This is a genomic window from Solitalea agri, assembly GCF_023914155.1.
In the GTDB taxonomy this organism is placed as follows: Bacteria; Bacteroidota; Bacteroidia; order Sphingobacteriales; family Sphingobacteriaceae; genus Solitalea; species Solitalea agri.
Genome location: NZ_JAMWYS010000058.1, coordinates 1 through 24322 on the forward strand (window position 1 = coordinate 1; position 24322 = coordinate 24322).

The following is a 24322-nucleotide window of genomic DNA, read 5'->3' on the forward strand; positions in this document are numbered from 1 at the left end:
AAATCCTGCTTTAACTTGTTGATAACCCCTGAAAATAGAAAGAGGCCGTCCTTTTGAGACAGCCTCTTCTTCGTTTTTACATTTTTTTTAAAGTCGATTTATACTCTTCCCATTTTTTACTTAAATAATGATTCTCAGCAAAATAGTTAAGTATTGGAATAAACTCATCACTATTAATAAAACCGGTTAGGTTAGTCAATAATTGGAGTTTTTCATCAAGAAATATGGTGTTTGGATATGCCATGTGACCATTTAGGATAGCCGCGGCAAACTCATTGCATTTGTAGTTAGCATTGTAGGCATATATCTTTTTATTAAAGGTAATAGTATCCCTTGTTTCGGCATTCAGCTTTACAGCGTAAAAATCCCTATTGATGATTTCTACAACATCATCATTTTGATAGGTCTTTTTATCCATCGTTTTGCACCATCCGCACCAGTCAGTATAAACATCGATTAGTATTTTTTTAGGCTTATTCTTCATAAGTGCTTCAACTTCATGTATGTTTAACCATTTAATCTCTTTTTTTTGCTGACTGTAACAAAAATTAGACAGTAGCAAAAAGCTTGTTAAAACACTTAAAAAGGCTCTTTTTGTAAAAACTAAAGGCATATTCTTAATTTTTTTATAAAATATTTTAATAATCTAGTAAATCTTTCTACTTTTGTAGAGCCCACCCAGGGCATGTTTTTCATAGGTAGATGTGGGGTCGATTAAGAGATTAATCGGCCCTTTTTTATTATCAGCATTTTTTGCTCCGACTTTCATATATTTTAATTAGCGAGTGAATTTACTCATTAGGCTTTAATTTGAAGTAGTAAAATAGAATTCGTTCAAGAGGTGTTTATTAAACAACTGATTTTCAGTAAAATGAAACATAAAATCATAATTGCGATTACAGGTGCTAGTGGCTCTATTTACGCAAAGGTATTGCTTGATAAACTTGTTCAACTTCGTCATCAGGTTGAGGAAATTGGAATTGTGATGTCTGACAATGCCAAGCAGGTTTGGGAGTTCGAACTGGATGATAACTCCTATTCGAAATACCCATTCAAATTTTATGATAAAAAAGATTTCATGGCACCTTTTGCTTCAGGATCTGCAAAGTTTAATACGATGATTATTGCTCCTTGCTCTATGGGAACTTTAGCCCGTATTGCTGCTGGTGTTTCTGATGATTTGATAACAAGGTCGGCGGATGTGATTCTAAAAGAAAGAAGAAGGCTTATTCTGGTAACCCGTGATACACCTCTGAACCTGATTCATATAAACAATATGAAGACGGTTACAGAAGCTGGAGGAATAATTTGCCCCGCCAGTCCTTCATTTTACAGCAAACCAAAAACGCATGAAGAGATTGCCCTAACCGTAGTTAACCGTGTAATAGACCTTGCCGGTTTAGAAATGGATTCCTTCAGATGGGGAGAGCAATAAGCAATATGGAGAAGTGAAAATATGAGGGTTTGAAATGAGAAAATAATGGAAATAACTTATACATCAATTAATCAGCTAATTACTACATTTTCAAATTCTCAAATTATCTGATTTTAAATTTCAAAAAACTTATCTTTGCGCCCTTATGAATTCGCCTCAAAAAGTTAGTTTTTATACACTTGGATGCAAGTTGAACTTCTCCGAAACCTCGACCATCGGCCGTATGTTTGCCGATAATGGCTATGTGCAGGTTGAGTTTCAGGAGGGTGCTGATGTGTACGTGATTAATACTTGTTCGGTAACTGAAAACGCCGACAAAAAGTGTAAGAAGGTTGTGAAAGAGGCTCTTAAATATTCACCCGGAGCCTATGTGGTAATAATTGGCTGCTATGCCCAGTTGAAACCTGCCGAAATTGCTGAAATTCCAGGGGTTGATTTGGTTTTAGGTGCTGCAGAGAAATTCAGGTTATTAGATTTTATAAGCGACCTAACTAAAAAGCCTAAAGCTGAAGTTCATAATCAGCCTATTAACGAAGCTAATACATTCATTTCATCATATTCTATTGGAGACCGAACCCGTGCTTTCTTAAAGGTTCAGGATGGTTGCGATTATACTTGTTCTTTCTGTACCATTCCTTTGGCCCGTGGAGCGAGCAGAAGCGATACGATTGAAAATATTGTGAAATCGGCTGCTGAAATTGCAGCTTCAGGGGTAAAAGAAATTGTGCTAACCGGAGTGAATATTGGTGATTATGGGAAAGGTGAGCATGGTAACAAAAAGCATGAGAGTACGTTTCTAGAGTTGGTTCAAGCCCTTGATAAGGTGGAAGGAATTGATCGAATACGTATTTCATCGGTTGAGCCGAACCTGTTGACCAATGAGGTTATTGAATTTGTAGCTCAATCAAAGCGATTTGTACCCCATTTTCATATTCCGTTGCAATCGGGGAATAATAAAGTGCTGGGGCTTATGCGTCGCCGGTACAAAAGAGAGCTATATGCCGAACGTGTTGCCAAAATCAAATCATTAATGCCAGATTGTTGTATCGGTGTTGATGTTATTGTTGGATTTCCTGGTGAGACTAAAGAAGATTTCCTTGATACCTATAATTTCCTGAATGAACTGGACATCTCTTATTTGCATGTTTTCACTTACTCAGAAAGAGAAAATACTCCTGCTACAAACTTTGATGGGGTAGTTAGTGGTTCGGAACGAGCCGATAGAAGCAAAATGCTGCATATTCTTTCGGAGAAAAAACGCCGTTACTTCTACGAGCAAAATTTGACTAAAAACTATCAGGTTTTATTTGAGGCCGACTGCAAAGATGGTAAAATGCATGGCTTTACCCGTAACTATATTAAGGTTTCAGTAAAGTACGATCCTGTTTTAGTTAATGAACTAAAAGAGGTTCAACTGGTTGCAATAAACACCGAAGGAGATGTTGATATTAAAGAAGCTGATGAAATTCTGGTTCATTAATATTTGTTGACTATTCTTTTTTAAACATTTTAAAACCTAATAACCGTATTACAGATGGCTCACGGAGAACGCCGTAAAAAAGCCCTTACTCTCTCAAAAAAAGTATTTGAAAATAAAACTTTTAGATTTCTGGTATCAGGAGGCACAGCTACATTAGTTGATATAGCTCTCTATCGGGTTTTCTACTATTATATACTGGAGCAACAATCTGTAAACTTTCTTGGTTCAGTAATAAGTGCCCATACTGCGGCACTCTGTGTTTCATTTACAGCCGGTTTTATTACTAATTTTCTGATTAGCAAGTTTTTTGTTTTCAATAACTCAAACCTTGGTACACGTGTACAGTTATTCAGGTATGCATTAGTGGCGGCCATTAATTTTTCAGCTAATTATTTCCTGTTGAAATTATTTGTGGAGTTTATGCATTTAGAGCCCACGCTTTCAAGAGCTTTTTCAGCGATGATTGTGGCTATAATGAGCTTTTTGTTAGGAAAATATTTCGCATTCAGAGTAAAAACAGTTTAATATGATTGATTTAGCAAACATTTTTTTACAAGTAAAAGAGATCACGTTAGCAACAGGAGCTTTTATCAGGGAAGAGCGTAAAAAGTTTAGCACTGATAAGATTGAATATAAAGGATTGAATAATCTGGTGTCATACGTAGATAAAACATCAGAAGAAATGATTGTAAAGGCATTAGAAGAAATTCTGCCTGAAGCAGGTTTTATAACAGAAGAAGAAACCATTAATAAAACTGGAGAGCGATATAATTGGATTGTTGACCCTTTGGATGGAACCACCAATTTTATTCACGGAATACCTACCTATTCCATTAGTATAGCCCTTCATGAATATGATGAGCCTGTATTAGGTGTAGTGTACGAAATTAATCTTGATGAGTTATTTTATACCTGGAAAGGGGAGAAGGCCTATTTAAATGGTCACCCTATTAATGTTTCAGGAAATAAAACTTTGGGTGAATCATTGCTAGCTACCGGATTCCCGTACTATGATTTTGATAAAGCAGAACAATATATTTCTGTTTTTAAAGAATTAATGCAACAAACACATGGATTACGAAGGATTGGTTCAGCAGCTGTAGATTTGGCTTATGTTGCATGTGGACGTTTTGATGGCTACTTCGAGTTTAATTTAAACGCGTATGATGTTGCAGCCGGAGCCTATCTTGTAAAACAGGCTGGTGGAACAATCCACAATTTTACTGGTGGCGATGAGTACATTAATACTCGTGAGATAGTTGCAGGAAACGGTTTTACGGGAGATAATATTCTAAAAATTACTAAACAATACTTTTAATTCACAACAACAGAACCATTTTGTTGATTATTTATCAATTAATAGGGGTTAATAATTCTTTTTAATTAACTGAAAATCTGTTTTATGTAAAAAATATATTAATATCTGGTAAGTTTTTTTTGACAATTAGGTTGAGGATTTTATATTAGCACTCGAATTAAGCATTGAGCTAACTCAATCAGCAATAATTTAAAAAGAAAAAACAGCCAGTATTATGAAAAAAACTTTACCCTTAAGGCTATGCTATGCCTTAATGTTAGCCCCTGCTTTGGGGTCGGCAATGGCATCACCAAATGTCAATCATTATCTAATCACCAAAATTTCTAAAGCAGATGTAACCGTTACCGGTACTATTACCGATGACACGGGTATGCCTCTTCCTGGTGTTACTGTAACAATCAAAGGAACAACTAAAGGCTCCACAACTGATGTTGATGGTGTTTATTCTATTGTAACTCCTGCTGATGCTACATTAGTTTTCCAATTCATCGGTTTTGTAAAGCAGGAAGTAACCCTGAATGGTAAAATCACCAAGGTTAATATCACTCTAAAACCTGAGTCAAAAGTACTTAATGAGGTGGTTGTAATTGGTTACGGAACAAAAGCTAAAAAGGATTTAACCGGTTCAATTGCTTCTGTTAATCAGAAAGACTTCTTAAAAGGACCAATAGCTTCCCCAGAACAGTTATTGACAGGTAAGGTTGCCGGTGTTCAAATCGTATCTAATGGTGGAGCTCCAGGTGCAGGTGCAAACATTTTAATACGTGGAGGAAGTTCACTTAATGCTTCAAATTATCCATTAATTGTTATTGATGGGGTACAAATGGACAATGGTTCTCTAGCAGGTTCTCAAAACCCTCTGAGTCGTATCGATCCTAAAGACATCGAGTCATTCAGTATCTTAAAAGATGCTTCATCAGCGGCTATTTATGGTTCACGTGCAACAAACGGTGTTGTAATCATTACCACCAAAAAAGGGGTTGATGATAAATTGAAAGTTAATTTCACCACTTCAAATGGTGTGCAGCAAATTATCAAGAAAGTAGATGTATTGTCAGCCGATCAGTTCCGTGCATATGTAAACGCTAATGGTACACAAGCTCAGAAAGATATGATGGGTAATGCTAGTACTGACTGGCAAAATGAAATTTATCAGAAGGCATTTACTACTGACAATTCATTAAGTCTTACTGGTGGTATTAAAAAGCTTCCTTATCGTGCTTCTGTTGGTTATTTAAACCAAGATGGTATTGTGCGTACAGATAACATGAAACGCGTAGCAACTGCTCTTTCGCTTACTCCTAAATTTTTCAAAAACAGCCTTTCAGTTGAAGCTAACGGGCGTTTTTCAAATATTAAAAATTCATTCTCAAATGGAGGAGCTATCGGAAGCGCGATCTCATTTGATCCGACACAAACTATTTATGGTAATGATAGTAAATATGATAAGTATGGTGGGTATTACCAATGGTTAGACAACAAAGGCGACTGGAACAACCAAACAACAGCCAATCCTGTTGCATTATTAAACCAGAATTCAAACCATAGTACGGTTAACCAGTTTTTAGGAAATCTTCGTTTAGATTACAAATTCCCGTTTCTTCCTGCTTTAAAAGCTAATCTTAATGTTGGTTATGATTACAGTAAAGGAGAAGGGCAAACAATTGCAGATGCTGATGCTGCGCCTCAATATTACAACAGATATCAAAACGCTAAGTATTCACAAGAGAGAATCAATAAGTCATTTGATTTCTTCTTTAATTACAATAAAGATATCAAATCAATTGAGAGTAGCTTAGATGCTACTGCTGGTTATACTTATCAGGATGTTTTAAGCAACCAAGGAAATTATGCTACTTATACAACTGATGGTTCTGAGCAAACTTTAGCTGCAACTCCTTATCCTAACAAGCAACAAAATACAATGGTTTCCTTCTTTGGTCGTTTAAACTACACCTTAAAAGATAAGTATTTACTTCAAGCCAGTATGCGTGCTGATGGTTCTTCGAGATTTTCACCAGAAAAACGTTGGGGATATTTCCCATCTATCTCAGGTGCTTGGAAAGTTAATTTAGAGGATTTTATGAAAGACTCCAAAACTATTAGTGACTTTAAGTTGCGTGCAGGTTGGGGTGTTACAGGTCAGCAAGATGGTATTGCTAATTATGGCTATATCCCAGTTTATGGACTTTCAACATCAACCGCTCAATATCAATTTGGGGACACTTTTTATCAGATGTACCGCCCTGTAGCGTATGATGCTAATTTGAAATGGGAAGAAACCAAAGCGTTTAACATTGGTATGGATCTAGGTTTCGCTAATAACCGGATTACTGCTACTATTGATGCCTATAATAAAAATACTTCAGATTTATTGAGTATAATTCCGGTTCCAGCAGGTGCTAATTTTAGCAACATGCTATTAACAAATGTTGGTTCATTAAATAATAAAGGTATTGAGTTAACTGTTAACACCATTCCGGTAAGCAAAAAAGATCTTACATGGAACATTGGCTTTAACGTTGGCTTCAATAAAAATGAGATTACCAAACTTTCACTTGTAGAAGACCCTACATCACCTGGTGTTTTAACAGGAGGTATAACTGGAGGTACCGGTAGCTCGGTTCAGATCTATAGTGTTGGCCACCCTGTTGGTTCATATTATATGTATCAGCAAGTTTATGATGCTGCAGGAAAACCAATTGAAGGTGCTTATGTAGATAGAAACAAAGATGGTATTTTAAATAACCAAGATCTGTATCAATATAAATCATCAAATCCTGATGTAACTTTTGGAGCTAATACATCATTAAACTACAAGAAATGGACAGCATCAATGTCGTTCCATGGCTCTCTTGGTAACTATGTATATAACAACGTTTATTCAAACAGAGGTGTAAACACAACACTCCTGAATCCATTAAATTTCCTGGCTAATGCCTCTACAAACTTGTTAACTACAGGCTTCAATGGTACTCAGTTCAATTCTGATTATTATTTGCAGAATGCTTCATTCTTCCGTATGGATAACTTCAACTTAGGTTACAATTTTGGTAAGATTAACAAGGCAATCTCAAATTTGAGCTTGACAGCAAACGTTCAGAATGTGTTTACAATTACTAAATACACAGGCTTAGATCCGGAAATTTCTAACGGTATTGATTATAACTTTTACCCTCGTCCACGTACGTTCACTTTAGGGGTAGGAGTAGATTTCTAGTTACAACAATTTTAGATTATCACCATGAATTCAAGATATATTAAGAAAATTTCATTAACAGGTGTATTAGCGATTGCTTTAACATCATGTATAAATGATTTGGATAGACAGCCATTTTATGATGTAACCTCAAATGTGGTTTATCAATCAGCTGCGGGTTATAAACAAGCTTTGGCCAAAGTATATGGTAGTTTTGCTACAACCGGAAATAACGGCCCTGCAGGTCAGGGTGATTTAGGTGGAATTGATGAAGGAACTTCAGATTTCTTCCGCTTGTTTTGGAATGCAGAGCAGCTTCCAACTGATGAAACCATTACCGCATGGAATGGAGATGCCGGCTTACAGGATTTTCACATGATGAATTGGTCTGCTGATAATCCTTTTTTAAGAGGTTTATTTAACCGGTCATACTACCAAATTACATTGGCGAATGAATTTCTAAGAGAATCAACTGATTCTAAATTAAGTTCACGAGGTATTAGTGGAGCAGAAGCTACTGAAATCAAATTTCAAGCAGCAGAAGCACGTTTTTTAAGAGCTTATCAGTATTGGGTATTAGTAGATTTATTCGGTAATGTACCATTTGTTGATGAAAACAGCCCGATTGGAGCCTCATTACCTCCTCAAAAAGATAGGGTTGCTTTATTTAATTACGTAGAAAGTGAATTAAAAGCAATCGAATCTTTATTAAAAGATCCAAAAACAAATGAATATGGTCGTGCCGACAAGGCTGCTGCATGGGCTTTATTAGCTCGTTTATATTTAAATGCAGAGGTATATACTGGCACTGCAAAATATGCTGAAGCGGCTGTATATGCTAAAAAAGTAATTAATGCAGGCTATACGTTAACTCCTAAGTATAAAGATCTTTTTGTTGCCGACAATAACGTTGCTGGTAAAAGTGAGATTATCCTTAGTATTAATTACGATGGTGCTAAAACTCAGGGCTATGGTGGCACAACATTCTTGGTAAACGGATCCGTAGGTGGTTCGATGGATAAAAATGTATCTGGTACCAGCTCAGGCTGGGGTGGACACCGCAGTACTAAAAATCTACCGCTTCAGTTCCCAACTCCATTAAGCTCTCCTGATAAACGTGCAATGTTTGTTGATAATGATGGTATGGATATTAATGAAGCTAAAGATGTTATTAGTTTCAGTAAAGGATACGCTTGTATTAAATTCAAAAACCTTAAATCAGATGGAAGCTTTTCTTCTAATATGAGTACGGGTTTTTCTGATACTGATTTTCCTTTATTCCGTTTAGCGGAAATGCACTTAATTGTTGCTGAAGTTGCATTACGTGCTGGTAACACTACAGAAGCACTTGCTGCGGTTAATACTTTACGAGCGCGTGCCTATGAGACAACAGCTGCAGGGCAGTTGACTACTATTGATTTAAATGAGCTGTTAAATGAACGTTCACGTGAGTTATATTGGGAAGGATTCAGAAGAACTGACTTAATTCGTTTCCACAAATTTGTTGAAGGTTCATATTTATGGCCATGGAAAGGTGGGGCTCCTACTGGTTCGAGTGTACAAGATTATAGAAATCTTTATCCTCTTCCTTCTGCTGATGTAACAGCTAATCCTAATCTAGTTCAAAATCCAAATTATTAATTTTTTTATGTACTGCTGAGATAATCAGCAGTACATGATAATTAGATAGATATAATATGAAAAATATATTTAAGAAAATATTATTGTTCGGTAGTGTTTTTACGCTAATGCTCACTTCATGTAAGAAAGATGAGGATATGGTAATTGCAACTGATGGCACTCCATCTGTATTAACCGCCTCTAAACAAGCTGTAATATTATTGGAAGATAAGGCATCTGATGATGCAATTACTTTTAGTTGGACAAGAGCTGATTATGGTTATTCAGCTCCTGTTAGTTATGTATTACAAGTTGATAAAAAAGGAAATAATTTCGCGGCACCAGCAATTTATCCTTTAAATGCAGAGGGTAACGGAAGTTCGATAGTTCAAACATTAACCGTAGCTCAGTTTAATACTTTATTAACTGACTTGAAGTTAGCACCATTTGAGGTTTCTGAAGTTGAATGTCGTATTTCTTCTAGTATTACAGATAAGGTAGATCCAATTTATTCAGGTAACGTTTCAATGGCAGTTACTACTTATGCAGGAAAGCCTAAAGAAATGTATTTGGTAGGCGGTTCTACAACTATTGGCTGGAATGAAGGCGCTGCTATGGCCTTTACATCATTAGGCGATGGAAAATTTGAAAGCTATCAATATTTAACTGTTGCCGGTGATGGGTTTAAGCTATTGCCAACAAAAGGAAGCTGGAGCGGAGACTTGGGTATGAAAGGTGGCTCTCCAGGTGTGCTTATTTCAGATGGCGAGCAAAATATTCCAGTTCCTGCCAATGGATATTATCGTATTGGATTAAATATGCCAACCTTAAAAGGAGGAACATATACCTTAGCTTCAAGTTCATGGGGTGTTATTGGTGATGCAACACCTGGAGGTTGGGATACTGATACCAATATGACCTACGATCCGGTTGCTAAAACATGGAGTGTAACAATGAACCTTGTAGGTGGTAAATCATTCAAATTCAGATTAAATGATGAGTGGACTGTAAACCTTGGTGATGATGGCGCTAACGGAAGTTTAGAGCCAGGTGGCGCTAATATTGCTGTGGCAACATCAGGAAGCTACTCTCTTGTATTAGACGCTGTTGGTAAATCATATACCATTGTCAAAAACTAATTTGATATAAGTCAATAAAACAAGCCGCCAACATAAATGGCGGCTTGTTTTGTATAATGCTGATTATCTTTGCGTTGTAATATTCATAATAAACATGTTAATGAAAAAATATTTCGGGTTATTACTGCTAACAATTATAACGGTTATCGCTGCCTGTAAAAAGTCAGATGATGAGCCTACGCCTCCGAAACCACCTGTGGTTGAAGAGGTGAATTCACTTGACGAAAAGGCTGTAATTGCCTATAGCCCTGCTTTCCCTACTGATGATAAGGAAATCACCCTGGTTTTTAATGCTGATAAAGGAAACGCGGGTCTTAAGAGCTTTGCGAGCGATGTTTACATATGGACAGGTGTAATAACAGATAAAAGTACAGGTCCGTCTGATTGGAAATATGTTAAGAGCTCTGATTTTAGTAAACCTGATGCCAATGCCAAGCTTACCAGAGTTGCTACGGATAAATATCAGCTTAAATTTACCCCAAGATCATTTTTTAATGTTCCAGCAGGCGAAAAAATACTTAAGGTAGCTATGCTCTTTAAAAATGGAGACGGAAGTAAATCAGGTCGAAATGCTGATGGGAGCGATATTTACTTGCCAATTAGTGCAAGTGGAACTTTAAATATTCGATTTACATCACCGGAATTTAATCCTTTTTATGAGCCAAGTCCTGTAGCTTCCATTGCTAATATGGGAGAATCGGTAAAAGTTACTTCTGTAGCTTCAGCCAAAGGAAAGATTACTATTTATTTAAACGGTACAGAAGTTAAATCAGCAGAAAATATAGCCTCTTTAACAGCTGATGTTTCGCTAACAAAATCAGGCGAAAATGAAATTAAGGCAGTGATTTCTTCTAGTGGTAAAACTGCTGAAAAGAAATTTAACATCACTGTAAAAGGAGCTGTTGAAGTTGCTGCATTACCGGCAGGTGCCAAACCTGATGGAGTTACTTATCTCAATAATGGGACTTCCGCTGTATTTACTTTATTTGCACCCAATAAGCAAAATGTATTCGTTATCGGTGATCTTACTGATTGGAAATTGGATGTAAAAGGTTTTATGAAGAAAACACCTGACGGTAAACGTTGGTGGATTCAAATTGACGGCATCACTCCAGGTGAAAAATATGGATATCAGTTTGTGGTTGACGGAAACCTAAAAGTTGCCGATCCGTATTGCGAGCTTATTCTTGATCCTAATAACGACCAGTATATTCCAGCATCAGTGTTCCCTGGGTTAAAGGCATATCCAACCGGCAAAACTACAGGTATTGTTAGTGTTGCCCAAAGCAACGAACCAACCTATAGCTGGAAATATGCAAACTTTACACGCCCTGTCAAAAGCAAATTGGTAATTTATGAATTGCATTTGCGCGATTTTCTGCAAACACACAGTTACTCAACTTTACGCGATACGCTTAGTTACTTAAGTACATTAGGTGTTAATGCAATTGAGTTAATGCCAGTAAATGAGTTTGAAGGAAACAATAGTTGGGGATACAACCCAAGCTTCTATTTTTCTCCTGATAAATATTATGGTACTAAAAATATGCTGAAGGAAGTGATAGATGAGTGCCATAAAAGAGGTATTGCTGTAATAATTGATATGGTGTTAAATCACTCTTTTGGCCAGTCGCCAATGGTACAGTTATATTGGAATGGCACTACCGGAAAACCGGCGTCTAATAGTCCTTGGTTCAATGCCGATGCTACGCATCCTTACAATGTGGGTTACGATTTTAACCATGAAAGTCCTGATACGAAGTACTTTAGTAAGAATGTAATGAAGTTTTGGATGGAGGAATACCACTTAGATGGTTTCCGATTCGATCTTTCAAAAGGCTTCACCCAAAAGAATAATCCTAATGATGTGGGAGCCTGGAGTGCATATGATGCTACTCGTATAGCCATCTGGAAAGATTACAATAACTACATGAAGAGTATCGATCCGAACTTTTATGTTATTCTGGAGCACTTAGGTGCCGATCAGGAAGAAAAAGAATTGGCTGCAGAAGGAATGTTATTATGGAATAACCTCAATAATAACTTTGCCCAAGCAACAATGGGATGGATGACAGATTCACAGTTCTCTCGTACGTTATATACTAATCATGGTTTTGCCAGCCCAAATCTGGTGACTTACATGGAAAGTCATGATGAAGAACGACAATTGTTTAAAAACAAAAGCTATGGAAATGTAAGTGGCTCTTATAATACTAAAGATTTGGCAACCGCATTAAATCGTCAGCAAATGGCTACTGCATTCTTGTTTACTGTTCCAGGGCCTAATATGATTTGGCAATTCGGAGAGCTAGGTTACGATATTTCCATTGACCAAAATGGACGTACAGGTGAAAAACCAATTCACTGGGAATATGCACAAGATGCAAATCGTAAGAAACTGCATGATGTTTACTCAAGAATGGTTAAGTTAAAAACAAAAACCAATTGGTTGGATAATGCCTCGGTTACTACCAATTCATTAGGTAACACTGGTATACGTTACATGGTGATTGAATCAGCTGCGGGTAAAACTGTTGTTGTTGGAAACTTTGATGTAACCGCCCAGGCTATTAATATTAACTTCCCTACATCCGGTGCCTGGTATGAATATGCAGGCAGTGGTTCAGGAACTATTAATTTACCTGCCGGTACTTATAATACCACTCTTGAAGCCGGTGAATACCATGTTTATACAAGTTCTGTAGTAAATCCTTAATTTAGGATACATATATTGTTAGAAGCGGTCCGTGTTTTTAAATACGGACCGCTTCTTTATTATTGGAGACCCATTTCCTGCATAATTATTAGTTATAAAAATGTATCTGATAATTAATATAATAATCAACGCTTCTATTTATTAATTTATAAAAATCACCTCGTTTTGTTAAGTGTTTTGTAATATTTTTTAATTTTTGTTGAATTTTCTATAATCGATAGTTGTTGATATCAATTCTGTTAACAATAACCTCCTTAGGATAAAATATTGCTAATCTAATCATGTTTATAATAAGTAATTTCAATTAACTTTCTGATAATCAGGTTTTGACATTTTTGTAACTTATTGTGCCAATTATACATTATTAAACTTAGGTATCTCTAAACTAAGTCAAAACATGAAACAAAATCTACTTAGAATTTTCTTTCTATTGCAAGTAATTGTGGTGGCTCAAGGTGGCCATCATTGTATTGCAAGTGGTCTTTTAAAAAGCTTCAGGATTACTGAAGAGGCCAATGTGAAAATAACCGGAACAGTTGTGGATGAATCCGGGGCTCCTATGCCCGGCGTTAGTGTCGTCGTTAAAGGCTCATCACTGGGTACCTCAACAGATGGTGATGGGAAGTTCACTCTGAATGTTCCAGAAAACTCCACACTAATTTTTCAGTTTATCGGATACTCAAAGCAAGAAATTAACATTGGTAACAGTACAAAGATCAATGTTCAAATGAAGCCTGAGGAACATTCGTTAAACGAGGTTTTAGTGGTTGGTTACGGTACACAAAAAAGGAGAGAGGTTACCGGCGCAATTACTAAAATTAATTCCGCAGAAATTACAGCATTGCCAACTCCAAGTTTTGAGGCGAGTCTTCAAGGCCGGGCCCCCGGAGTACAAGTAACACAAGGTAGCGGTTTGGCAGGTTCAGGTTCGGTGGTACGGATTCGTGGAACAGCCTCGATAAGTGCCGGTGGTGATCCCTTATATGTTGTTGATGGTATTCCTGTAACACAAGATCCTTTTTTGAATAGTAACCGGGGGGCAATGAACCAAAACCCTTTAGCTGCACTTAATCCTAATGATATAGAATCAATTGAAGTGTTAAAAGATGCAGGAGCTGCAGGTATTTACGGTTCACGTGGTTCCAATGGGGTGGTGCTTATCACTACCAAAAAAGGGAAAGAAGGTAAGCCGGTATTTAATTTTACCACCAGGCTTGGATTATCCAACGCCTCTATTAAACCTGAATTCATAAGTGGATCAGAATGGTTACAGCTACGTCAGGAAGCATGGGAGAATGATGGAAATACAGGGTTAGCGCCATTGCCTAATGGTTTATCATGGGATCTTGCCAGCAAAACAAATACTGACTGGTGGAATGAAACAACAGAAACAGGTATTCAAAATGATAATAATTTGTCGTTTACCTATGGTACAAAAAAGTATAAAGCCTATTTAGGCGCAAATTATAGTAAAGATAATAGTTATTTGAAGGGGAACTCATATAGTCGTGCAGGTGCGAAAGTTTCGTTCGAATACAAGATCCTTGATAACTTGAATGCCACCTTAAATGGCAGCTTCACAAGGGGACAAAATAATCGGGTTGCTGCCGCATGGAGTGGAGGCTTGGGTGACGCAATGTCGACAGCACTTCCTATTTATCCTGTTTACAATGCCGATGGTTCATTTTTTTCTCTGGGGGCAAACCCTGTACGACAACGAGAAGGGACCATTTGGAGAACCGTTGATTTACGAAGTGTGGCTGCTCTTTCTCTGAATTACTCACCGATAAAGGATCTTACTTTTACTTTTAATGGCGGTTTAGACTATCTGGATATTAAAGAAGATAAATACCAAAATGCCGAACTCGTTGGACGTGCTCCAACTGAACAGGGTAGAGCCGAACGATGGCCAACCTACGTTTCTAACTGGAATAATTCACTCGTAGGTTCATACAACTGGAACCCAAATGAACAAAATAAATTAACAGGTACTATTGGTATTGAAGCTCAAAAGTCAACACGCCGAAATGCTACTGTAACTCAGGATTTTGCAGACGGCCCTTTATATGAATACAATGGAAATATGGAGGATGATCCAACAATTTTAGGGTTGAATTCGAGAATTGGAGATCAATGGACCTTTGTAAGCTATTTTGGAAGGATCAATTATACCTATAATAATCGTTATGTAATTCAGGCTTTAGCTCGGGTTGATGGTTCATCTAAATTTGGTCGAAATTACAGATACGGTTTTTTTCCAGCCATTTCAGGTGCATGGATCATTTCGGAAGAGGACTTTTTAAAATCGATAACCTTTATTGATGTTCTAAAATTACGTGCAAGTTTTGGTGTTACAGGTAACTCCAATCTACCATTTAATGAATGGAGAGGTACATATGCAACCCCGGATGTTTTACCTCTTTATAACGACAATCCAGTTACGGCCCCTACCAGGCTTGAGAATCCAAATCTTAAATGGGAAACATCAAACAACTTCGATATAGGGCTTGATTATTCATTGCTCAATGCGCGTATAACTGGTGAACTTTCGTACTATAATAAACTTTCAAAAGACGTGCTTATTAATCGGAACCTTCCACTTTCAACAGGTTGGGCTACTTATTGGCAGAATATTGGAAAAATAAAAAACTACGGGATTGAGTTTTCTATTAATACGGTGAATATTAAAACGGCTGATTTTAGTTGGTCGACTAATTTTAATATTTCAAGCTTAAATAACAAAGTTATAGATCTAAGAGATCTTTCGTCTGATGCTGTCGGTGGTGGAACAAATGATACACGTGTGGTAGAAGGTTATCCTGTTGGAACCAATTATCTGGTAAGGTATTACGGAACAGATCCAACGGATGGTTTGCCAATTTGGTTAGATAAAGACGGAAATAAAACCAAAACCTTTTCATTAGATCATCGTGTTGTAACCGGAAAGGTGGCACCTGATGCATTTGGAGGGTTTAACAACACATTTAAATACAAATTATTTGAGCTCGGAGTTCTGTTCAATTTCTCTTTTGGAGGAAATATCTACGATGGTTCAGCCAAACGACAAATGGGGGTTGTAACGGATTGGACCATGAGAAGTGAGATAGGTGATCGCTGGCGAAAACCTGGGGATGATACTCGTTTTCCACGATTAACAATGCAAACCGGAACCTATGATGGTTTATCAAGTGAATGGCAGTACAACTCTACATTGTTCTTGTATGATGCCTCGTATGTACGCTTACGAGAACTTACTCTTTCATATAACCTACCCGCAGATTTTCAAAAACGCATGGGTATCAATAGTGCAAAGGTTTATATAACAGGATTCAATATTTTAACTTTTACTAAATACCCAGGTGGTGACCCTGAAATAGCCCGTGATTTTGAGAACGCTCAGGATCGAAATATGAGCCCAAATATTACCTACCTAACTCCTCCTCAACAAAAATCATGGACATTGGGTATTAACATCGGTTTTTAATTGATTGGAAACTTTGAATTTAAATACAAAAGAAAATGAATAAGAAATTATATATAATATATCTGCTTACGGCTTCTTTGATCTTTTCAGGAGGCTGTAAAGATTTTCTGGATGTGCCTCCTACAGAAGGAGAAGTTCCAAGTGAAGAGGCTCTAAAAAATGAACAAGATCTTACAAATTTATTAAACTCTTGTTACGATCTGCTGGCCGGAGGTGGTGATAGAATATATGGTGGTAAGCTTCAGGTGATCCAATCGCTGCTTGGCGATGAGTTAAGAGGAGATAATCTTTCGGGTGATTTTGGAGAGATCTATAATCGAAAGTCATCAATTTTTGGAGATTACAAAACTGGTGTATTTGAATATAGCTATAAAACGATCAACAGAACAAATATTGTTTTAGAAAACCTTGATCTGGCTACAATCAACAGAAACTCTATTGAAGGGCAAGCTAAATTTTTGCGCGCCTTATGCCATTTTGAAATGGTAAGGCTTTTTGCTCAACCATATGGCTATACGGTTGATAATAGTCATCTGGGTGTTCCTTTAAGGTCGAGTTCGGTACCTTCTTCTGGCTCACGACCTCCAGTTAGTGAGGCCTATGCATTTGTTCTTGACGATCTAAAATCAGCTGAAGCACTATTGCCAGATGATAATGGTAATTACGCATCTATATGGGCAGCAAAGGCATTGTTAGCTCGTGTTTATTTCCAAATGAATGATTATGTTAATGCTTATAATTATTCAAATGAGGTAATTCAAAGTGGCAAATTTACATTCGACGCAGATTTTGCTACCCGCTTTTCGCCTGATGGTACTCCGGAGGCAATTTTTAAACTGGTTAATGAAAGTAATTTAAATAGATTCAATGAATTACGAAATCAGTTTAGAAGTGATGGAAGCTCTATTCCAACTTTAAGGATCGCACAAAACTTTTATTCATCTGCAACATCTAACCCTAATGACCGAAGAAAAAATTGGTACACCCAGGTTCAAGGTTTTGGTGTATTAACGAAATATAACAGCAGTGTATTTGAATTGCCAATTATTCACTTAACCGAAATGAAGTTAACACGTGCTGAAAGTGCTGGGGAGTTGAATGATGCAAGTAAAATGGCTGTTGGAATACAAGATCTGAACGATATACTTGCCCGTGCCTATGGCAATACTATTCCTCCGTTGGCGACAAATTCATCTGCTGCACTAGTAATAACCACAGCCCGTCAGCAACGAATTTTAGAAATGGTAGGGGAAGGAGATCGATTGACTCAAATTAAAAGAATTGGAGCTAGTGGTGAAAATGTAATTACAAGAGGAGCTCCTTGGAATTGCCCTGGTATGGTTTTGCAGTTTCCTCAAGCAGAAATTGCTAACAGTGTAAACTTTCCTAAAAATCCCGAAGGAGGTTGTAATTAATAATTATTGATTATTAAAGATTTTATCATGAAAAAAATACTATCAACGGCAATTATTCTGCTTCCAATGGTGCTAAGTATTGTTTCTTGCCAACCTGAAGATGTAAAACCAGTTGGAGAACCGGTAAATATTGTATCTGGTTTATCTGGCGAATGGAGTACTGAACAAGTTATCCAAATTGATAATGATGCAGTAAAGAAAGGTTTTCCCTATCAGCGATTGGATATCACTTCATTGTACCCGTATACCACAATGAAATTAATCTTAAGTACAGATAATGATGGGAATCCAACCACATTTTCTTTCGACCCAGGTTCGGCTCCAAGTTTGATTCCGATTTCTTCTGGTGATTGGTCTGTTGATTCTGAGATTGCCCCATCAGTTATTACACTTACAAATGGTGGTAACTCTGTCGACGTTCAAATTGCCAATTATACTTCATTAAGAAATGATGAATTGGTTTTGAAAGTGGTTAAAACACTAAGCGGTAAACCAGTGCTAACTTATGAGTATCATTTTAAAAAGTAATTGCAGTACTTAAATCGATTAAAAATGAAAACTAAACAATATTCGATACTAACGCTGATATTATTGCTTATTTGTAATATACTCAGTGCACAAACATTAACAATTTCTCCCACATCCTATACCGCCGAAGACGAGGTTACATTAAGAATAGATGTTACCGGTAGTCCGCTTGAAGGAATTGAGCCTGCTTATTTATGGCTTTGGTCAAATGCTGGCGATTGTTTAACAAATGGAGGTTGGGGAAGTTCCAGTGATGCCAATAAACTTATCAAGATTAGTACAAACGTTTGGGAATATAAATTCGTTGGTACAGCAGCATTTGGTAAGTCTCCTAGTGAACTCCAATGGTTTGGTTGCCTTGTTAAAACTAAGGATGGATCAAAGCAAACTAAAGATTTTAAACCAAATAATTTTGATCCATTGGTTTTCACTGCAACTCAATTTCGGGCTTTTCCAGCTAAAGTAAGCCAATCAGACGTTATTACCTTAAATTTTGATCAAAGTTTGGCTGATAATTCGGATGCGGCCCGCATGACTCCACAAACTATTTCAATTAAGGCTTTAGATGAAAGCGGAAATATGATCGATACAGAGAAACGCGATTTGCCAGTTAAGAATAGTGGTAATAAGATCTTCTCCTACTCTTTTATTCCAACTCAACTGTTTTCCGCTGGTGGTAATAAGATTGTAAAACTACAATATTATTTTGTTGGAAATGGTTATGACGAAAGAGGAGGTGCAATGAGAGTGCAAACCAGTGTTGGCGAGTTAACATTGTATGATTTACAGTAATTGGGTTTTACATTTAAATTAGAATTGATTATGCTATTCAGAAAAATATTCTACTCAGCTGTATATACTTTATCTGCGGCTATGATAGCAGTAACAATAAGTCTTTCTGGTTGTCAGGATGATTTGCTTGATAATAAAGCAAAGGGCGAAGCCTTAGGTAGTTTTAATCTGACTGCACCAGCAAATAACTCCAGCTTATCTTTAAATTCTGCTTATCCAAATAACCAGGTAGTTTTATCTTGGTCGGCCGCCCCTCCTGGAGTAAGTATTAGTCCAACCTACACCTGGGTTGCTACTGTAAAAGGTGGAGATATTACTAAGCCACTTATTTCCATTCCTTCAGATAATGAAGGCAAGGCAACACAGCTTACCATAACCTATAAAGCTCTTGACAATGCTTTAAAAGCTGCTGGTATTCCTGATCAGGCAGAATCTGATTTAGTATGGGCGGTAGTTGCAGATAATGGCTCTGTTAAAGTTCAAAGTACCGAGGTGTTTAATATTAACATTACCCGTTTTGGGGTTGGTATAACAAATTTTGTGCTGTATGGGCCAAAACCGACTTCGACTAACCTTGAGCTTGAGACTGGGGGTGCATTAAAGTTTGTTTGGCAGAAAGCTGTTGCAACAACTGGTACAATTACTTACAAAGTTGTTGCTGTTGATGCAAACAATGCTGCAAATAAGTTAGAATTCGTTTCGGATAAAGCCGGTGCTGATACAGTTTTAAACCTGACACATGAAGCTTTATCAGATGCTTTATTAGCCAAAGGATACCCGGCTGGCTCTCCTGTTGCACTAAACTGGACCGTTAATGCTACCGCTAGTACAACAACTCAATCATCTGTTTACACCAATAGTTTACCGGTAGTATTAATAGGTAAGCCAACAAAACTGTATTTAGTTGGAGGATCAGTTGTTGCTGATTGGACCCCTGATAATGCAGTAGGATTAGTGTATATGGGCGATGGTAAGTTTGATATGTATCAATACATTACTGTGAGTGGAGATGGGTTTAAATTTTTACCTCAAAAAGGCAGTTGGGATGGCGATATAGGCAAAGTGAAGAACGTTGAAGGTGAGTTGGTGTCTGATAATGAAGATAATGTTAAGGTTAGCACCGACGGATTTTACCGGATAGAAGTAGCTATGAATATAGATAAGAAAACAGGTACCTATAAAGTTACTCCTACAAATTGGGGAATTATTGGCAGTTCAACAGCTAAAGATTGGAATAGTAGTACTCCAATGGCTTTAACATCCAATACAAAGGGTACCTACACCTGGATAATAACAACAGACCTAAAGGCTGGGGAGATGAAATTTAGAGCCAATGATAGTTGGGATATTAATTTTGGTGACGATGGTCACGATGGAAGTTTAGAGTATAATAGTGGAAGTAACATTCCTGTTCCAACTGCCGGAAATTATACCATTACATTAAACCTTGCTCCAACTGGTTATACCTATTCACTTGTAAAAAATTAGCAGATTAACTGTTCTGAAAGTCTTATTAAAAACAAGCCGTTAGTGAAAAGTAACGGCTTGTTTATTTATATTAAACTATATAAATTCGATGGAATTAGTAGTTTTTTGCGTAAAATGAAATAAATTAAAAATGTATTTTATATTTTATAAAAAAGCGAACTATTCAACTATTTTTTCGATGTAATAATATAAAATAGAAAATATTTAATCTAAAATGAATTAATTATTGCTATTTTGAATTCAATTAATCTAAATATACAATGAATAACACATCTACATTTGATTCATATTCAGTTAAAAATAATATTTACGATGAAATGTTTGATGGAAATAGTGAAATAAGAAGTCATTATCGTAAAATAATTGAATATTTATCAGCAGAATCTGTTGAAAACCTTAATAAAAAAGAAGATCTTGCAAAAAGCTTGTTCATGCGTCAAGGCATTACCTTTACCGTATATAATAGCGGAGAAGGGATAGAAAAGATATTTCCGTTTGATATCATCCCAAGAATTATAACTGAAACTGAATGGACATTTATTGAAAAAGGAATAAAACAACGACTGAAAGCGCTAAATCTCTTCTTAAAAGATGTATATACTAATCAATTTATTCTGAAAGATGGGATAGTTCCAATAGAAATAGTCTACTCTTGTCCTCATTTTACACGTGAAATGCACAATATTAACGTGCCCTATGATATTTATGTTCACATTGCAGGAATCGATCTGATCAGGGATAATGACGGAACGTTTTATGTCTTAGAGGATAATCTCCGGACACCATCGGGGGTAAGTTATATGCTCGAAAACAGGGAAATTACCAAGCGTTTATTTCCAGATATTCTTCCTCTTTGTAAAGTGAGAAGTGTTACCGGTTATCCATCAATTCTCCATAAAAACCTAATGTCGCTTTCGCCAAGGGCTACAGCCAATCCCACGGTAGTGCTTTTATCACCAGGAATTTATAATTCGGCCTATTTTGAGCATACAACATTGGCGCGTTTGATGGGTGTTGAACTCGTTGAAGGACGAGACCTGGTGGTTCATAATCATAATGTTTATATGAAAACCACCGCTGGCTTGCAGCAAATTGACGTGATCTACAGGCGGGTGGATGATGAATTTATTGACCCCCTAACTTTTAACCCGAATAGTATTTTGGGTGTGGCAGGTTTAATGAGTGCCTATCGAAAGGGAAATGTAGCCATTGTTAATGCCGTTGGAAATGGAGTAGCAGACGACAAGGCGATATACGCTTACGTACCAGATATGATCAAGTATTACTTAAATGAAGATCCGATCTTAAAAAACGTCCCTACTTTTCAACTTTCAAATCCTGAAGAACGCGAATATGTGTTTGAGAATATTAATAAACTGGTTATTAAAAAAACCAACGAAAGTGGTGGATATGGAATGTTGATGGGTTTTTCAGCTTCGGAAAAAGAAATCGAAGAGTATAAATTGGAAATATTGAAAGATACCCGCCAGTTTATTGCTCAACCCACCATTAATCTTTCTTCGGCTCCTTGTTATATGCAAGGCAAGTTACAGCCACGTCGTATCGACCTGCGCCCATTTGCTTTATGTGGCCCGAATGGGATTGAAATTGTACCTGGAGGTTTAACCAGAGTAGCTTTGAAAGAAGGTTCGTTAGTGGTTAATAGTTCGCAAGGAGGGGGAAGTAAAGATACTTGGGTGTTGGCTTCCTCTTAATATTCACATATTATATAATTTTAAAATATGCTAAGTAGAGTTGCCGATAGTTTGTTTTGGATGAGTCGTTATATTGAGCGGAGCGACGGTATTTTACGAATGTTGAAGATCAATTATGCTACTTCTCAAGATGTATTGAATGATTTTACATGGAGACCAGTAATTAAAATATTTACCGGATTAAATGATAATAGCCTTGTAGAACTGGAAACCAATAGTAGAGAAGTTCTAAGGTATATGCTGATCAATAAGGAAAATCATAATTCTGTTTTAAATATTGTCACCCTTGCTCGTGAAAATGCCCGCAGTGTTCAGGATCACATCAATAAAGACCTTTGGCAGTGTTTAAACGAATATTATCATACGATTAAGGATTCCTCTATTGAACGTTCATTGCAGAAAGATGATCCCGTTTCGGTTTTGGATATTCTTATAAAACAGGGAATGCTGTATTACGGAACAACCGAAATAACCATGGAAAGAGGTGAAGGCAGAAGTTTTATGAGTATTGGAAAGTACCTTGAACGGGCCATTCAATCAATTGACATTCTAGATATCAAAATTGGTGCGGTAGAAACCAGTGCAGGTTTGCTCAGTGATACAAGCTATCTAAAACATCTCTTGCTATCAATTGGCGGTTATGAATTATACCTTAAAAATTATCGCAAAGGAATTGAAGCGCAAAGTGTGGTGGAACAAGTTGTTTTTAATAATGATTTTCCCCGTTCGGTACTCTATGCCATCAATCAATTATATCGCTATTTCGATAGGCTGAACAATGAACTGTCCACTAATCAAAATCAAAAATTGCTTTTTATGATTGGTAAGTTACAAAGTAGGGTGAAGTATAGTTCTGTTGATGGAATTTATGAAGAGGGGCTTCACAATTACCTTTCGCACCTAAAAAAGGAACTTTTTGGAGTTGGAAACGCATTGGGAGAACACTATTTCGCGTACGCTTAATCAAAGAAATTATGCCGGAACTGTATATACAACATTTAACCGTTTACAATTACCAAAATTCTGTTCGTGACAGTGCTAATCAAATTATGCTTTATCCTATAAATGATGATTATCAACAAGTGATAAAGCAGGATGTTAAAATTAGCGGTGACCCTTTAGTAGATGTTTATTTTGACTATTATGGTAATGAGGTTGGGGTGTTTACCTACAATGAGCCTCACAAAGAGTTAAATATTAAATCGAAATTAAAGGTAGAAACCTATCCTCGTCCTTTGCCTGTTGATGACATGTTTGCTTCCTTGCAATGGGATAAACTGGAAAAATTAAAAAATCAGATACCATATATTGATTATTTAAAGCAGGAGCAGTTTGATGGATTGGAAGAATTGCGTCAGATTGTAAAGCCTGAACGTAAAGCAGACTATACACCTTATCAGGCCTCACTTCATTTTTGCAAGTGCATTTATGAGAATTTTGAATATATAAAAGGAGTAACTACTGTTGAAACCACCTTGGATGAAATATGGCAATTAAAGGCTGGTGTGTGTCAGGATTTTGCTCATATTTTACTGGTGATGCTTCGTTTAATTAATATACCTGCCCGATATGTTAGCGGTTATATTTGTCCGAATAAGAATGGAATGAGAGGAGAAGGAGCTACCCATGCCTGGGCCGAAGCTTATATTCCCGAATATGGCTGGCTGGGTTTAGACCCTACTAATAATTGTATCGCTAACGAAACCCATGTTCGATTGGCGGTTGGCCGTAATTTTAGTGATTGTTCACCCGTTAAAGGGGTGTATAAGGGCGGAGGTGATCATTCTCTAAATGTTTCTGTGATGGTAGGAAATGAAGATAATTTGCAGTCAGACTTTGGGGATATTATTGAATCTGTTAACCAAACCGTAAATAACCGTAATAGTTACCAACGTCATATCGAAATAGTCCATCAACAGCAGCAACAGCAACAACAATAGAATATTTATAACGACAAAAGGTGCATTTTCATGCACCTTATTTGTCAAAACTA

Annotated in this window: 17 protein-coding genes; 16 read left to right on the forward strand and 1 reads right to left on the reverse strand. The window is 36.9% G+C overall.

The features are described 5' to 3' along the window. Positions 1 to 76 precede the first annotated feature (76 nt). A complete protein-coding gene (locus NF867_RS16085) occupies positions 77 to 613 on the reverse strand; it encodes a thioredoxin family protein (RefSeq protein WP_252589415.1) in 537 nt (178 codons plus the stop codon). 258 nt (positions 614 to 871) lie between these two features. Between NF867_RS16085 and NF867_RS16090 the strand changes: the two genes are divergently transcribed. From NF867_RS16090 to NF867_RS16165, 16 genes are all read left to right on the forward strand, one after another. After that, the gene (locus tag NF867_RS16090) at positions 872 to 1435 is read left to right on the forward strand and encodes a UbiX family flavin prenyltransferase (RefSeq protein ID WP_252589416.1); all 564 of its coding nucleotides are present in this window, start codon (positions 872 to 874) and stop codon (positions 1433 to 1435) included. A 145-nt stretch (positions 1436 to 1580) separates the two neighbouring features. Then, positions 1581 to 2915, forward strand: a complete 1335-nt coding sequence (mtaB, locus tag NF867_RS16095; RefSeq protein WP_252589417.1) for a tRNA (N(6)-L-threonylcarbamoyladenosine(37)-C(2))-methylthiotransferase MtaB — start codon at positions 1581 to 1583, stop codon at positions 2913 to 2915. 54 nt (positions 2916 to 2969) lie between these two features. Beyond that, complete coding sequence (locus NF867_RS16100) at positions 2970 to 3440, forward strand: GtrA family protein (protein WP_252589418.1); 471 nt, start codon at positions 2970 to 2972, stop codon at positions 3438 to 3440. Between the two features lies 1 nt (position 3441). Continuing rightward, complete coding sequence (locus NF867_RS16105; protein WP_252589419.1) at positions 3442 to 4233, forward strand: inositol monophosphatase family protein; 792 nt, start codon at positions 3442 to 3444, stop codon at positions 4231 to 4233. Positions 4234 to 4447: 214 nt separating this feature from the next. After that, complete coding sequence (locus tag NF867_RS16110; RefSeq protein WP_252589420.1) at positions 4448 to 7453, forward strand: SusC/RagA family TonB-linked outer membrane protein; 3006 nt, start codon at positions 4448 to 4450, stop codon at positions 7451 to 7453. A 24-nt stretch (positions 7454 to 7477) separates the two neighbouring features. Beyond that, positions 7478 to 9073, forward strand: a complete 1596-nt coding sequence (locus NF867_RS16115; protein ID WP_252589421.1) for a RagB/SusD family nutrient uptake outer membrane protein — start codon at positions 7478 to 7480, stop codon at positions 9071 to 9073. 56 nt (positions 9074 to 9129) lie between these two features. After that, positions 9130 to 10191 (forward strand): SusE domain-containing protein, encoded by a 1062-nt coding sequence (locus NF867_RS16120; RefSeq protein ID WP_252589422.1) that lies wholly within the window; start codon positions 9130 to 9132, stop codon positions 10189 to 10191. A gap of 100 nt (positions 10192 to 10291) precedes the next feature. Then, entirely contained in the window at positions 10292 to 12907 is a 2616-nt protein-coding gene (locus NF867_RS16125; protein ID WP_252589423.1) for a DUF4961 domain-containing protein, read from the forward strand. 397 nt (positions 12908 to 13304) lie between these two features. Then, on the forward strand, positions 13305 to 16391 hold the full coding sequence (locus NF867_RS16130) for a SusC/RagA family TonB-linked outer membrane protein (protein WP_252589424.1): 3087 nt from the start codon (positions 13305 to 13307) through the stop codon (positions 16389 to 16391). Positions 16392 to 16426: 35 nt separating this feature from the next. Continuing rightward, positions 16427 to 17806: a RagB/SusD family nutrient uptake outer membrane protein gene (locus NF867_RS16135; RefSeq protein WP_252589425.1), complete on the forward strand. Its 1380-nt coding sequence runs from the start codon at positions 16427 to 16429 to the stop codon at positions 17804 to 17806. Positions 17807 to 17833: 27 nt separating this feature from the next. Next, on the forward strand, positions 17834 to 18334 hold the full coding sequence (locus NF867_RS16140) for a DUF5004 domain-containing protein (RefSeq protein WP_252589426.1): 501 nt from the start codon (positions 17834 to 17836) through the stop codon (positions 18332 to 18334). Positions 18335 to 18358: 24 nt separating this feature from the next. Further along, on the forward strand, positions 18359 to 19126 hold the full coding sequence (locus NF867_RS16145) for a hypothetical protein (protein ID WP_252589427.1): 768 nt from the start codon (positions 18359 to 18361) through the stop codon (positions 19124 to 19126). 81 nt (positions 19127 to 19207) lie between these two features. Beyond that, a complete protein-coding gene (locus tag NF867_RS16150) occupies positions 19208 to 20614 on the forward strand; it encodes a SusE domain-containing protein (RefSeq protein ID WP_252589428.1) in 1407 nt (468 codons plus the stop codon). A gap of 260 nt (positions 20615 to 20874) precedes the next feature. After that, positions 20875 to 22329: a circularly permuted type 2 ATP-grasp protein gene (locus tag NF867_RS16155; protein ID WP_252589429.1), complete on the forward strand. Its 1455-nt coding sequence runs from the start codon at positions 20875 to 20877 to the stop codon at positions 22327 to 22329. 27 nt (positions 22330 to 22356) lie between these two features. Next, a complete protein-coding gene (locus NF867_RS16160) occupies positions 22357 to 23292 on the forward strand; it encodes an alpha-E domain-containing protein (protein ID WP_252589430.1) in 936 nt (311 codons plus the stop codon). 11 nt (positions 23293 to 23303) lie between these two features. Next, positions 23304 to 24269, forward strand: a complete 966-nt coding sequence (locus tag NF867_RS16165) for a transglutaminase family protein (RefSeq protein WP_252589431.1) — start codon at positions 23304 to 23306, stop codon at positions 24267 to 24269. Positions 24270 to 24322 lie beyond the last annotated feature (53 nt).